The sequence below is a fragment of the Streptomyces sp. BL1 genome, assembly GCF_057628045.1.
This window is the reverse complement of the sequence record NZ_JBXYWZ010000002.1, coordinates 3568490-3581628: the sequence shown is the minus strand read 5'-3', so window position 1 is coordinate 3581628 and position 13139 is coordinate 3568490. Positions and strand designations below refer to the sequence as shown.

10 protein-coding genes are annotated in these 13139 nt (G+C 73.1%); 5 read left to right on the top strand and 5 right to left on the bottom strand.

The features are described 5' to 3' along the window. Positions 1–151 precede the first annotated feature (151 nt). The gene (locus tag AC3AGO_RS15790; protein WP_487824676.1) at positions 152–778 is read left to right on the top strand and encodes a TetR/AcrR family transcriptional regulator; all 627 of its coding nucleotides are present in this window, start codon (positions 152–154) and stop codon (positions 776–778) included. Here the strand turns inward: AC3AGO_RS15790 and AC3AGO_RS15785 are convergent. Next, positions 744–1640: a MaoC/PaaZ C-terminal domain-containing protein gene (locus AC3AGO_RS15785; RefSeq protein WP_487820836.1), complete on the bottom strand. Its 897-nt coding sequence runs from the start codon at positions 1638–1640 to the stop codon at positions 744–746. The two genes, AC3AGO_RS15790 and AC3AGO_RS15785, sit on opposite strands and share 35 nt — an antisense overlap. A gap of 428 nt (positions 1641–2068) precedes the next feature. Further along, positions 2069–3415: a 3-oxoacyl-ACP reductase gene (locus tag AC3AGO_RS15780; protein ID WP_487820835.1), complete on the bottom strand. Its 1347-nt coding sequence runs from the start codon at positions 3413–3415 to the stop codon at positions 2069–2071. Positions 3416–3488: 73 nt separating this feature from the next. Between AC3AGO_RS15780 and AC3AGO_RS15775 the strand changes: the two genes are divergently transcribed. From AC3AGO_RS15775 to AC3AGO_RS15765, 3 genes are all read left to right on the top strand, one after another. Further along, positions 3489–4796 carry an acetyl-CoA C-acetyltransferase gene (locus AC3AGO_RS15775; protein ID WP_487820834.1) on the top strand — a complete coding sequence of 436 codons (1308 nt, stop codon included), beginning with the start codon at positions 3489–3491 and terminating at the stop codon, positions 4794–4796. A 211-nt stretch (positions 4797–5007) separates the two neighbouring features. After that, complete coding sequence (locus AC3AGO_RS15770; RefSeq protein ID WP_487824675.1) at positions 5008–6939, top strand: AMP-dependent synthetase/ligase; 1932 nt, start codon at positions 5008–5010, stop codon at positions 6937–6939. A gap of 134 nt (positions 6940–7073) precedes the next feature. Next, positions 7074–7289 (top strand): EF-hand domain-containing protein, encoded by a 216-nt coding sequence (locus AC3AGO_RS15765; protein WP_487820833.1) that lies wholly within the window; start codon positions 7074–7076, stop codon positions 7287–7289. Between the two features lie 119 nt (positions 7290–7408). Here the strand turns inward: AC3AGO_RS15765 and AC3AGO_RS15760 are convergent, their stop codons facing one another. From AC3AGO_RS15760 to AC3AGO_RS15750, 3 genes are all read right to left on the bottom strand, one after another. Further along, positions 7409–8557, bottom strand: coding sequence for a lipase family protein (locus AC3AGO_RS15760; protein WP_487824674.1), 1149 nt, complete (start codon positions 8555–8557; stop codon positions 7409–7411). Between the two features lie 171 nt (positions 8558–8728). Then, on the bottom strand, positions 8729–9997 hold the full coding sequence (locus AC3AGO_RS15755) for a lipase family protein (protein WP_487820832.1): 1269 nt from the start codon (positions 9995–9997) through the stop codon (positions 8729–8731). 60 nt (positions 9998–10057) lie between these two features. After that, positions 10058–11110: an AraC family transcriptional regulator gene (locus AC3AGO_RS15750; RefSeq protein ID WP_487820831.1), complete on the bottom strand. Its 1053-nt coding sequence runs from the start codon at positions 11108–11110 to the stop codon at positions 10058–10060. A gap of 156 nt (positions 11111–11266) precedes the next feature. Between AC3AGO_RS15750 and AC3AGO_RS15745 the strand changes: the two genes are divergently transcribed. Further along, positions 11267–12991: an AMP-dependent synthetase/ligase gene (locus tag AC3AGO_RS15745; protein ID WP_487820830.1), complete on the top strand. Its 1725-nt coding sequence runs from the start codon at positions 11267–11269 to the stop codon at positions 12989–12991. Positions 12992–13139: the final 148 nt, after the last annotated feature.

Sequence of the window (13139 nt, the reverse complement as noted above, 5' to 3'; positions counted from 1 at the left end):
TCGCACAACCGGGTTTCCGGCACGACTGACAGAGCGGAACCGGTCGTCCGCCCGTACACGCGGTTGCGTGTGCGGGCGGGCGCGTACGCTGGCTGGGGTTTGAGCGGCAGGGGTGGAGGAGAGAGCGGTGGCGACGGGTCGGCAGAGGCGGATGCCGCGGGAAGTGCGCGAACGGCAGATGCTGGACGCCGCGGTCGCGGGCTTCGCGCAGCACGGCTACCAGGCGGCGTCGATGGACGACATCGCCGAGGCGGCCGGGGTGTCCAAGCCGCTGGTGTACCTCTATCTGAAGTCGAAGGAAGAGCTGTTCACCGCCTGCATCAGGCGGGAGGGCGCGGCGCTGGTCGAGGCCGTACGCGACGGCACCCGGGAGGTCGCGGTCGGCGCCGACCAGCAGCTGTGGAACGGGCTCTGCGCGTTCTTCGCGCACACCGCGGCGCAGCCGGACGGCTGGCAGGTGCTGCACCGTGCCGGTACGCAGGGGCAGCCCTTCGCGGACGAAGTGGCCGCCATGCGTGCCGAGATCACCGAACTGGTGCGGACGCTGCTCGCGCAGGCCGCGCAGGACGCGGGCTGCGACGGCGAGCTCGCGGACCGCGAGGTGTCCGGTCTCGCCCACGCGCTCGTGGGCGCGGCGGAATCCCTCGCCGGCTGGGCCAACGACCGTACGGACGACGGTCCGACGGCGAAGGAGACCGCGGCCACGCTCATGAACTTCTGCTGGGCCGGTCTGGAGAACCTTCTCAAGGGCGCCCGTTGGCGGCCGGCCCCCCGGTGACCAGCGATCCGCTGAGGTGCAGGCGGCCGTCACCGCCCGCGCCGCGCAGCTCGAACGCGCCGTCCCGCTCCCCGTACGTGACCGTGCCGGGCAGCAGCACCGGGGCCTTGAACTCGGCCTGAGCCGTGAACCGTTCGGGCGGCGCGGCTTCCGCGAGGCAGCGCGCGAACGTCCACATGCCGTGCGCGATGTGCCGCGGGAAGCCGAACAGCTTCGCGGTGAGCGGGTGCAGATGGATGGGGTTGCGGTCGCCGGACGCGGCGGCGTAGCGGCGGCCGAGCCCGCCGGGCAGCTCCCACGTGGCGCGCACCGGCAGCGGGTCCCGCTGCCCGGGCCTGCTCCGTTCCTCCGGCGCGGAGTCCTTCGGCGCGGCGTCCGTACGGTGCCGGCACAGGTACGTGCTGCGGGACTCCCACACCGTCTCACCGCCCAGGTACGCCTCGGTGACGACCGTGAACTGGCTGCCCTTCCGGTGCGGTTCGAGCCCTTCGGCGTGTACGGCGATCTCCGGGCGGTCCGCCGTGTGCAGCGCCCGGTGCTGCGTCAGCCCGATCTCCGTGTGGACGAGACCGAGCAGCGGGAACGGGAAGCCGCGGTCGGCCATCAGTCGCATGGCGAGCGGGAAGCCGAGGATGTGCGGGTAGGTGGGCGGCAGTTGGGCGGCCGTCGGGAAGCCGCACACCTGCGTGTAGGCGCGCAGCGCCCTGGCGTCCACGGAGGCGTCGCTCAGGACGAGCCGCGTCTCGGGCAGCCGCGCCCCCTCGTACGGGCCGCGCTTGCCCGGCGACGTGAGTGCCCCGGTGGCCAGCAGCAGGGGCAGATTGGGCGGCACGGAAAGCTGCCGGTCGGCAGGACTGGGCATGGAAGTTCCCTAGGTGGTCGGGATGTTGGTCGGGAGCGGCGGGCGAGAGCGGCCACACCATGTGCGTTCCCCTCACCCCCCGCGGAGGCACGCGTTCACGGACGGCGGGTCCGGCACCCCCTTCTCCGCCGCGGCGGCACTGCGGCAGCGGGCCAGGCGAGCCGGGCACCCCTTCTCCGCCGCGGCGGCACGCGCCCACGGCGTAACGGGCCGGCGGTATGAGCGGGCAGCGACCCACGCGGCACTGCGGCAGCAGGCCGGGCGGGCCGGGGCCGCCCCCCCTTCTCCGCCGCAGCGGCACGTGCCCCACGGAGTAACGGGTCGGCGGTGTGAGCGGCGGCTAGCCACGCGGGCCCGGCCCGGCCACCCGGCGCCGCCGCGTACGGCTCGCCTCCCGTACACCGGCCTGCGGTGCGCCGCCAGGCGCTTCACGCGCCGAGGAGGCTCTGGCCGCAGACGCGGACCACCTGGCCGTTCACGGTGTTGGACGCGGGGCCCGCGAACCAGGCCGTCGTCTCCGCCACGTCGATCGGAAGCCCGCCCTGGGAGAGGGAGTTCATCCGCCGCCCCGCCTCCCGGATGAAGAACGGGACCGCCGCCGTCATCTTCGTCTCGATGAAGCCCGGCGCCACCGCGTTGACCGTCACGCCGTGCTGCTCCGCGGCCCGCGGCGCCAGCGACCGTACGAGGCCGATGATTCCCGCCTTGCTGGCCCCGTAGTTGGTCTGGCCCATGTTGCCGGCGATGCCCGCGATGGAGGCCGTGGCCACGACGCGGCCCGAACCCTCGCGCAGCGCCCCGGCCTTGAGCAGACGGTCCGTCGTACGCAGCACGCTGTCGAGGTTCACCTCCAGCACGGAGTCCCAGCGGTCCGCGCCCATGTTGGCGAGCTTGCGGTCGCGGGTGATGCCCGCGTTGTGCACGAGGACGTCGAGGCCCTTCTCCGGCAGCGTGGACGCGATGAGCTCCGACGCGTCGTCCGCCGTGATGTCCAGCGTCAGCGCGGTGCCGCCGAGCCGTTCGGCGACCCGCCCCAAGTCGTCCTCGGCCTGCGGCACATCGAGGCACAGCACGTGCGCGCCGTCCCTGGCGAGCGTGGCGGCGACCTGTTCGCCGATGCCGCGCGCCGCGCCCGTGACCAGCGCCGTACGTCCGGCCAGCGGCCGGCCCCAGTCGGCGACCGGCAGCGGCTCGCCGGCGGAGGTCTCGATGACCTGGCCGCTCACGTAGGCGGACCGCGGCGACAGCAGGAAGCGCAGGGTGGACTCGGCGCCGCGGGCCGAGGCGCCGGGCGCGAGCCGTACGAGCTGCGCGGTGCGGCCCTTGCCCGCCTCCTTGCCGAGCGAGCGGACGAAGCCCTCCAACGCCTGCTGTGCGGCGGCCTGATGGTGGTCCTCGGGGTCGGGACGGGTGCCCAGCACCACGATCCGGCCGCAGTCGGCGAGGCGGCGCAGCACCGGGTGGAGCGCCGCGTACACACCCTGGAGTTCCGAAACGGTGCGGATACCCGTAGCGTCGACCGCCACGGCGGCGTAGCGGGTGCCGTCCCGGTCCTCGCGGACCACGGGGATCCCGCAGCTGCCGAGCACCGCTGCCAGTTCCTCCCAGCCGCACGCCGACGGGTGTGCGGCGGTGAGGTGCAGCAGCGGGCCGCCCTCCAGCACGGAGCGCTCCGCCGACCAGCGGTGCAGCGGTGTGGGCTGCGGGAGGCCGAGGCGTCGGGAAAGGAAGCGGCCAGGGCCGGTGTTGGTCAGGTGAAGGTAGCGGTCGCCCATGTTCCCCAGCTCCTCGTGCTCGCGTAAATTTACTTCGGAGTAAGGTTACTTACAGGTCAGGAGTCGGTCGAGGATGAGTTCCAGCGGCCTCACACTTCCCCGGGCCCCGCGCCGCGTCGCGGTCGTCGGCGGCAGCCGGGTCCCCTTCGCACGGTCGGACGGACCGTATGCGACCTGCTCGAACCAGGAGATGCTCGGCGCCGCGCTCGACGGACTCGTCGAGCGGTACGGGCTGACCGGCGCGGGTGACGTCGGCGAGTTCGTGGCCGGCGCGGTCCTCAAGCACAGCCGCGACTTCAACCTGGCGCGGGAGACGGTGCTCGGGTCGCGCCTCGACCCGCGTACCCCGGCGTACGACATCCAACAGGCCTGCGGCACAGGGCTGCAGGCCGTCATCGCCGCCGCCAACAAGATCGCCCTGGGGCAGACGGAGTCCGCCGTCGCGGGCGGCGCCGACACCGCGAGCGACGCGCCGCTGGGCGTGCACGACGAGCTGCGCCGCATCCTGCTGGCCGCCCGCCGCGCCAAGGACTGGAAGGAGCGGGCGCGCGAACTCGCCCGCGTACGGCCCCGGCACCTCGTTCCCGAGATCCCGCGGAACAGCGAGCCGCGCACCGGGCTCTCCATGGGCGAGCACGCGGCGCGCACCGCGCGGGAGTTCGGCATCTCCCGGCGGGAGCAGGACGAACTGGCCGCCGCGAGCCACCGCAACCTGGCCACCGCGTACGACAGCGGCTTCCTGCACGACCTCGTGCTGCCCTTCAACGGTCTCGCCCGGGACCAGAATCTGCGCCCCGGCACGTCGGTGACCAAACTCGCGGAGCTGAAGCCGGTGTTCGGCACCGGCTACCCCGACGAGGCCACCATGACCGCGGGCAACTCCACGCCGCTCACCGACGGCGCGGCCACCGTGCTGCTCGCGAGCGAGGAGTGGGCCGAGGAGCGGGACCTGAAGCCGCTCGCCTACCTCACCGCGTACGAGACCGGTGCGGTGGACTTCGTCGGCGACGGCGGCGCTGAGGGCGCGGAGGGCATGCTGATGGCGCCCGCGTACGCCGTGCCGCGGATGCTGGAGCGGGCCGGGCTCGGCATGGAGGATTTCGAACTCGTGGAGATCCACGAGGCGTTCGCCTCGCAGGTGCTCGCCACCATGGCGGCCTGGGAGAAGCAGGGCCTCGCGCCCGTGGACCGGGACCGGCTGAACACGGCAGGATCCTCGCTGGCCATGGGCCACCCGTTCGCCGCGACCGGCGCCCGGATCGTCGCCACGCTCGCCAAGCTGCTGGCGGAGCGCGACGGTGCGGAACCGGGAGCGCGCGGGCTGATCTCCATCTGTGCGGCGGGCGGGCAGGGAGTGACGGCCATTCTGGAACGCGCCTGACCGCGCGCCCCGGGGCCGCCCCGCCCCGTACGCCGCTGCCGAGGAGGTACGTCATGGAGAGGAGCCGCTCGTGTCGTCCCAGCAGGTGAGTAGCGCGTCTGGCGACGCCGGAGCCGAGAACCCCGAAAGCGTCAACAGCGCTGCCGGCGCGTCCGGCGCCGAGGGCGCGGGGAGCGCCAACCCCGTTGCCGGCGCGCCCGGTTCGGCCGGCGTGACCGGTCCGGCCGCCGGCGTGCCCGGCGTCGCGCGGCTCGTCGAGCCGGAGAAGGTGCGGGTCGGCGGCACCGTGCGGGAGGTGTCCGTGCCGGCGCTGGTGTCGCCGGTCACCCGAGGGTCCCTCGGCGACATCCCGTTCACCAACGCCGCCGAGGCACCCGAGGCGCCCGTCCTCTCCCACCGCGAACCGGACGGCCGGTGGCGGGATGTGACGGCACGTGAGTTCGCCGCGGAGGTGCAGGCTGTCGCGCAGGGGTTCGTCGCGCACGGTCTCCAGCCCGGCGACCGGCTGGCCATCATGGCGCGTACGACGTACGAGTGGACGCTGCTGGACTTCGCCGGCTGGGCGGCCGGCCTCGTCACCGTGCCGGTCTATCCGACGTCCTCCGCCTCGCAGGCGCGCAGCATCCTGCAGGACGCGCGCGTACGGGCCTGCGCCGTGGAGGACGTCGAGCAGGCGCGGATGCTCAGCGCCGAACGCGGCAATCTGCCGGACCTCGAACTGCTCTGGCAGATCAGCACAGGAGCCGTCCAGCAGATCACCGACGCGGGCCGGAACACCCCCGCCGAGGCCGTCACCGAGCGGCGCGGGCGGACCACACCGGAGCACGTCGCCACCCTCATCTACACCTCCGGCACCACGGGCCGCCCCAAGGGCTGCGCGCTGACCCACGGCAACTTCTTCGCCGAGGTCGACAACGCCATCGAACTGCTCCACCCCGTCTTCCGCGAACAGGCCGGCGGCGACGACCCCTGCACCCTCCTCTACCTGCCGCTCTCGCACGTCTTCGGCCGGATGGCGGCCGTCGGCTGCATGCGCGCCCGGGTGCGGCACGGGCACGCGCCCAGCACCGGGACCGGGGAACTGCTCGACAGCCTCTCCTCGTTCCGCCCCACGTTCCTGCTCGGCATCCCGTACGTGCTGGAGAAGATCTACAACACCGCGCGCGCCACGGCCGAGAACATGGGCCGCGGCGCCTCGTTCGACCGCGGCGCGCGGATCGCCCGGCGGTACGGGACGGCCGTCGAGGAACAGGAGCACGGCCGCGGCAAGGGCCCCGGCTCCGGGCTGCGCGCGGCACGCGGGCTGTACGACGTACTCCTGTTCCGCCGTATCCGGGCCGCGCTCGGCGGCCGCTGCCGGTACGTGATCTGCGGCGGCTCACCGCTGGGGCGGCGGCTGGCCGCGTTCTACGAGGGCGCCGGCATCTCCGTATTCGAGGGCTACGGCCTCACCGAGACCACCGCCGCGTCCACCGTGACCCCGCCGCAGCGGCCCCGCCTCGGCACGGTCGGCCGGCCCATGCCGGGCACCGCCGTCCGCATCGCCGACGACGGCGAGGTGCTGCTCAAGGGCGGGCAGGTCTTCGCCGGCTACTGGGACGCCGGTACGGGAACCGTCGACGCCGGTCTCACCGACGGCGGCTGGTTCCCCACGGGCGACATCGGCGAACTCGACGACGACGGCTATCTGACGCTCACCGGCCGCAAGAAGGACCTCATCATCACGACCGGCGGCAAGAACCTGTACCCGGCGCCGTTGGAGGACTGGCTGCGGGCCCACCCGCTCGTCAGCCAGTGCCTGGTGCTCGGCGACAACCGCCCGTACGTCAGCGCGCTGCTCACCCTGGAACCGGACGGCCTGCGGCACTGGAAGCGGATGCACCGGAAGGAGCAGCTGACCCCGCACGAACTCCTCGACGACGACGACCTGCGCCGCAACCTCCAGCAGGCCGTCGACGAGGCCAACTCCCTCGTCTCGCGCGCCGAGTCCATCCGCCGCTTCACGATCCTCCCGCAGGACTTCACCGAGGACCGCGGCCACCTCACGCCGTCCCTGAAGCTCCGCCGCGCGGCGATCCTCCGCGACTTCGAGCGGGAGGTCGACGCGATGTACGCCGACTACGGCCGCCGCCCGGGCCGTTGACCCGACCCGGCCGTCGACCCGACCCGGCCGTCGACCCGACCCGGCCGTCGACCCCGCGGGGCCTGCGTGGCGGGGGCTCCGTGGCGGGCGGATAGCCTGGCCCGTCCGGTCAAGTACGCAGAAAGGCGAAGCACATGGCGGACATCATCGAGGCTGCGGCGCGGAAGGTCTTCGACCGCTACGACGTCGACGGCGACGGTCTGGTCACCGCGGACGAGTACCGCAAGGTCGTCAGCGAGCTGGGCTCCGAGATCACCGAGGCGGAGGCCCAGCAGCTGATCGACGACCTCGACGCGAACGGCGACCGCCAGATGTCGTTCGAGGAGTTCTGGAAGGCCATCAACGGCTGACACCCGCACCGCGCCGGTCCCGGCCGCCCGGTCCACGGACGACCGGGCGGCGCGGAACCGCATGCGGTGCGAAACCCCATGCGGCGCGGAACCCCACGCCGTACGGAACCCGGGGCCCGTCAGCCGTCGAGGTGCCGGGACAGCCAGTTCATGGCGAGCGGGGCGCCGGCCACCGCGCCGCTGATGTGTTCCAGGGGAAGGGCGCGGAAGGTGACGTCGGCGCCCTCGTCGCGCCAGGCGTCGCGGAGGCGGGTGCCCGTCCGGTACGGGATGAGGGTGTCGGCCGTGCCGTGGTAGAGGAAGACCGGCGCGTCGGGCGCGACCGTGCCCAGGTCGGACTCGCGCAGCCGCCTCTGCCAGTCCGGCTCGTACAGCGGGTTCTTCGTGGTGATGTCGTCGATCTTCGAGAACGGCGAGGATCCCGCGGCCAGTTCGATGCACTGGGTCTCGGCGATCCTCTTCTGGACCCTGCCGCGCGCGTTGAGGTACTTCTCCAGGTCCAGTTCGGGGAACGCCGCGTCCTGGCCGACCGCGGCCATGGCGATGAGCGCCGAGCCCATGTTGCCGTCGTTGAAGTCGGCGACCTCGTTCATGGCGGCGGGCACGCCGCCCGTCGCGGTGCCCCTGACCTTGAGGTCGGGGGCGTACGACTTGTGCAGCTGGGCCGCCCAGCTGCTCGCCTGGCCGCCCTGCGAGTAGCCCATGATGCCGACGGGCGACGCGTCGGAGACGCCCATGTCGCGGGCCTGGGGCAGGCGTTGGGCCGCGCGCGCCGCGTCCAGGACGGCGGTGCCCTCGGCCCGGCCGACCGTGTAGGTGTGCGTGCCCGGTGTGCCCAGGCCCTCGTAGTCGGTGACGGCGACCGCCCAGCCGCGGGCCAGGGCCTGCTGGATGAGGGAGCCCTCCTTGGTGGTGCCCTTCGGGAAGCCCGCGGAGGGCGCGCACTTGTCGGCGAGGCCCACCGTGCCCACCGCGTACGTGAGCAGCGGGCGCGGGCCCTTCCTGCCGTCGTCGGGGACGATGACGGTGCCGGACACGGTGTTGGCCCGGCCCGTCGCCGACGTCGAACGGTAGTGAATCTTCCAGGACTTGGCGTCCGACGGGGTCACGGGGTTCGGCAGGAAGCGCTGCGCCTGCGCGGAGACCACATCACCCGGCGCGGAGCCGGACGCGGCGCCGCCGTCCGCCGTGGCGGCGCCCCCGGTCAGCGTGGCGGCCGGCACGCTGAGCGCGACGGCCGCCACGGCGGCGCGGGCGCGCCGGGACAGTCTGCGGTGCGTACGCGGAGGCTGCGTACGGAGGTGCTGCGTACGGCGGCTGCGCGTACGGCTGCTGCGGTGCGTACGGAGGGGCATGCGGCTCTCCCGGCATCGGCTGGCTCGGCTCGTTGCCGGGAGAACGTAATGACCTGACGGTACGTCACGCGCTGACGGGAACGCTCACTTTCGCTGACCGCAGTTGCCCTGCGAGGGCATCCCCGCGAAGCGCCCCGCCAGCCAGTTCATCGCCGGGCCCGAGCCGAGGATCGCCCCGCCGACATGCTTCTGACCGGGGTAGTTGTGCCAGCTGACGTCGACCCCGCGACGGCACCAGTCGTCGCGCAGCTGCTGCCCCACGCCGTACGGAATGATCTCGTCCGCGTCGCCGTGGTACAGGTACACGGGATGGGCCGGGGACCGGGTGCCGAGCTTGTCGGCCTGTATGGCGCGCCGCCAGTCCGGCTGGTCGAGCGGATTCCGCACGGTCATGTCGTCGATGGTCTTGCCCAGCGCCGCCTGCGAGTTCTCCGCCACGCACTGTCCCCGCATGGTCGAGATGAGCTTCCGGCCCTCCTTGGTGAGGTACTTGTCCAGCCGCAGCCGCGGGTGGGCCGCGTCGTGGCCGATCGCCGACATGAAGATCAGCGCCGTGTCGGTGTCGGCGTTGTTGTCGTTGTACGCGGCCGTCTTCTCCAGATCGGCCGGGACGCCGCCGGACGCGGTGCCCTTGACCTTGAGATCGGGTGCGTACGAGCCCTGCAGCTCGGCGGCCCAGGCGCTGGCTTGGCCGCCCTGCGAGTAGCCCGTGATGCCGACGGGCGACGCGTCCGAGACGCCCATGTCCCGTGCCTGCGGGAGGCGTTGGGCCGCGCGCGCCGCGTCCAGGACGGCGGTGCCCTCGGCCCGGCCGACCGTGTAGGTGTGGTCGCCGGGGGTGCCGAGGCCCTCGTAGTCGGTGAGGACAACGGCCCAGCCGCGCGCGAGGGCGCCGTTGACCAGCGGCCCCTCGGAGGTTCTGCCCTGCGGGAGAGTGGCGGAGGGCGCGCACTGGTCGCCCATGCCGACGGTGCCGACGGCGTACGTGATCAGGGGGCGCGGCCCCTTCTTGCCGTCGTTCGGGACGATGACGGTGCCGGAGACGGTGTTGGGTCTGCCGGTCGCGGACGTGGACCGGTAGTGGACCTTCCAGGCCGAGGTGTTGGTGGGGCCGCCGGGCACGCTGCGGAAGGCGGACGGCTCGGCGCGCACGACGTCGCCGGGCGCCGGACGGTGCCCCTGCTGCGGGGCCTGCCCGGCCTGCCCGGACTGCGGGGCGTGCGGGGAGTGCGGGGACAGCGCGGACTGCCGCTCGTGCGCGGTGACGCTGCCCGCCGGTACGAGGCCCGTCAGGCCGAGCGCGGTGGTGACCGCGACCAGACGCGCGCCTCTTCTGCGGAGGTACGGCTGCATACGGTGGTCTCTCCCAACGGTCAGTGGTGCTGGGATGTACTACTTGACCGTAATGACGATTCAGTAGGGTCTGGAATGACCGAAACGCTCAACTTCCCGGCTGAATGGATTCCCCCGGACGGCCCCGGGGGTCGTGCCGGTCCAGCGGCGGAAGGCCCGGTGGAAGGCGGTGTCCTCGGAGAAGCCGAGCCGGAGGGCCAGTTCCGCTATCGGCTCCCGGCCCGCGGCGAGCGAGGCGAGCGCCGCGTCCCGGCGCACCGCGTCCTTCAGCGCCTGGAACGAGGTGTGCTCGTCCGCGAGTCTGCGGCGCAGCGTGGCCGGGCTGACCGCCAGCGCCACGGCGACCGCGCCCAGTTCCGGCAGCCGGTTCCGCTCCCGCAGTGACCGGTGCAGGGTGTGCCGTACCCGCTCGGCCACCGTGGTGTCCCACGCGCGGCGGCTGAGCAGATCCGTGGGGGAGCGGCGCAGCAGCGCCCGCAGCGTGGACTCGTCCTGGACGACGGGCGCCCGCAGCCAGCGCGCGTCGATGGCGGCGCGGGTCCAGCGCGCGTCGAAGCGCGGCACACAGCCGAGCATCGCCTCGTACTCGGCGCGGTGCGCCGGCGCCGGATAGGCGAACTCCGCCCACAGCAGCGGTACGGGCCGGCCCACCAGCCACGCGGACAGCCGGTGCCACAGCACGATCAGGCACTCGGCGAGAAAGTGGTCGCGGTCCTCGCGCAGCCGGTTGCGGACCGTGTAGCGGAAGGCACCGTCGCGCAGGTCGAGGGAGAGCTCGGGGCCCTGCGGGAACAGCCCGTAGAAGCGGATGGCGCGGCGCAGCGCGCTGCCCAGGTCGGGGCAGCCGATCGAGGCGTAGCACATCATCGCGAAGGTGCCGGTCCTGCTGCGGGCCGGGCCGAGGCCGAGGAACTCGTCCTCCGTCGCGGTGTAGACGGCGCGCAGCAGCCCGGCGAACTGCTCGGGTGTGACCCGCCCTTCGTCGTCGCCGAGCAGCAGCGGCGGGATGCGGGCGCGCTGGAGCAGCGGCGCGGTGTCGAGCCCGAGCCGTTCCGCGCCCCGCAGCGCGGCGCGGACGCGGCGCACGGTGATGGTCCGGCGGTGACTGTCCACGGAGTTCACCTCGCAGCACACGAGGTGCACGGTAACCGCGTTGAGCGCAGAGGTCAGCGGTGGTGACGTTTCCTGTCATCCCGGTGCGCAGACGGAGTGCCCAGACTCGTCTACCGTCCGCCGCGCAGCATTCGAGGGACGACCTCAGGAGAAGCCATGCCGATGGAGACGCGTCCGCACAGTCTCGCCCTGCTCGCGGAGTTCGCCGCCGACCGGTACGAAGGCCGGCCTGCGGTGCGGCACAAGACAGCGGAGGGTGCCTGGAAGAGCGCCACCTTCGAGGAACTGCGCGACGCCGTACGGGCGGTGGCGCGCGGCCTCATGGGCGGCACCGTCGGCCTGCGGGCCGGTGAGCGGGTGGGCATCCTGTCCGAGACCCGACCCGAGTGGGTGCACGCCCATCTGGCCGCTTTCGCGGCGGGCGGCGTGGTCGTACCGGTCTATCCGACGGCGGGCGAGGAGGAGGTCGCCTGGGTGCTGGGCGACTCGGCGGCGTCCGTCCTGATCTGCGAGGACGCGGCGCAGGCGGCGCGCGTGGAACGGCTGCGCGCGGAGGGCCGGCTGCCCGGACTGCGGCATGTGGTGCTGATGGCGGACATGTACGGGCTGCCTCAACCGGCAACGGTGGAGGCGCTGTTGGCGCGCGCCGAGGCCATCGGACCGGACGAGCTGTGCTCCCTCGTCTACACCTCCGGCACCACGGGCCCGCCCAAGGGCTGCATGCTGACGCACGGCAACATCACCGCGCTGCACGACGCGACCTTCCCGCTGCTGGAGAGCGGCCCGGACACCGTCACGTACCTCTATCTGCCGCTGGCGCATCTCCTCGCGCAGCTCATCGAGTGGCGCTCACTGCTGGCCGGCAGTGAACTCGCCTGCTTCGGCGGGCGGATCGAGGACGTCGTCACCGAACTCGCCGAGGTGCGTCCGACGCATCTGCCGTCCGTGCCGCGGCTGTTCGAGAAGGTGCACGCGATGGTCGAGCAGATCGCGGAGTCCAAGGGCCCGGACGGCGCGGAACGGTTCGCCGCAGCCGTACGGACCGGCGTCGAGGTGGCCGACATGCGGGCGCGCGGCGAGGAGCCGTCGGGCGAACTGCTGGAACGCTGGAAGGCGGCCGACGAGCAGCTGTACGGGCTGGTACGGGGCGTGTTCGGGGGCCGGCTCCAGTGGGCGCTGACCGGCGCGGCGCCGATCGCGCCGCAGACGCTGGACTTCCTGCGGGCGTGCGGCGTCGAGGTGTTCGAGGGGTACGGGATGACGGAGTCCGGGGGCGTCATCTCCCTCAACCACCCGGGAGCCGTGCGGTACGGCACGGTGGGGCGGCCCATCCCCGGCTGCGAGGTGCGGATCGCGGAGGACGGGGAGGTACTGGCGCGCGGCGCGACCGTGTTCTCCGGCTACCACGCGAACGGTCCCGCCACGGCCGAGGCCCTGGACGGCGACGGCTGGCTGCACACCGGCGACCTCGGGTCGCTCGACGAGGACGGCTATCTGCGCATCACGGGCCGGAAGAAGGAACTCGTCATCACCTCGGCGGGCAAGAACCTCTCGCCGTCCGAGGTCGAACTCGCCATCCAGCAGTCCCGGTTCGTGGCCCGCGCCGTCATGATCGGCGACAACAGGCCGTACCCGGTCGCGCTCATCACCCTCGACCCGGACACGGCTTCCGGGCTCGACGCGGAGGTGCTGCGGCAGCGCGTACAGGAGGCCGTCGACGCGGCGAACGCGGGGGTGGCGCGGCCGGCGCGGGTCCGTGAATTCGCCATCCTGGACGAGGAGTTCACGGTCGAGACGGGCGTCCTCACCCCCACCCTCAAGGTCCGCCGCACGGTGGTATCGGACCGCTACGCGGCCGTCATAGAGCAGCTGTACACATAGCTGTGGGCAGCTGGTCCGCCCAGGGGGCGGAACGGGTGGGCACAGCGGACCGCACCCGCGAGGTCACGTCCCCGTGCACCCGACGTACGCGTACGTCAGGCGCGGGGTGCGGAACCCTGCGCGGGTGCGGTCCTGCGCTGTGCCCACC

Bases quoted from the DNA above. Each gene is read 5' to 3' on its own strand.
- AC3AGO_RS15745 (WP_487820830.1), top strand. From the start codon at position 11,267: ATGCCGATGGAGACGCGTCCGCACAGTCTCGCCCTGCTCGCGGAGTTC.
- AC3AGO_RS15790 (WP_487824676.1), top strand. From the start codon at position 152: ATGCCGCGGGAAGTGCGCGAACGGCAGATGCTGGACGCCGCGGTCGCG.
- AC3AGO_RS15765 (WP_487820833.1), top strand. From the start codon at position 7,074: ATGGCGGACATCATCGAGGCTGCGGCGCGGAAGGTCTTCGACCGCTAC.
- AC3AGO_RS15775 (WP_487820834.1), top strand. From the start codon at position 3,489: ATGAGTTCCAGCGGCCTCACACTTCCCCGGGCCCCGCGCCGCGTCGCG.
- AC3AGO_RS15755 (WP_487820832.1), bottom strand. From the start codon at position 9,997: ATGCAGCCGTACCTCCGCAGAAGAGGCGCGCGTCTGGTCGCGGTCACC.
- AC3AGO_RS15785 (WP_487820836.1), bottom strand. From the start codon at position 1,640: ATGCCCAGTCCTGCCGACCGGCAGCTTTCCGTGCCGCCCAATCTGCCC.
- AC3AGO_RS15780 (WP_487820835.1), bottom strand. From the start codon at position 3,415: ATGGGCGACCGCTACCTTCACCTGACCAACACCGGCCCTGGCCGCTTC.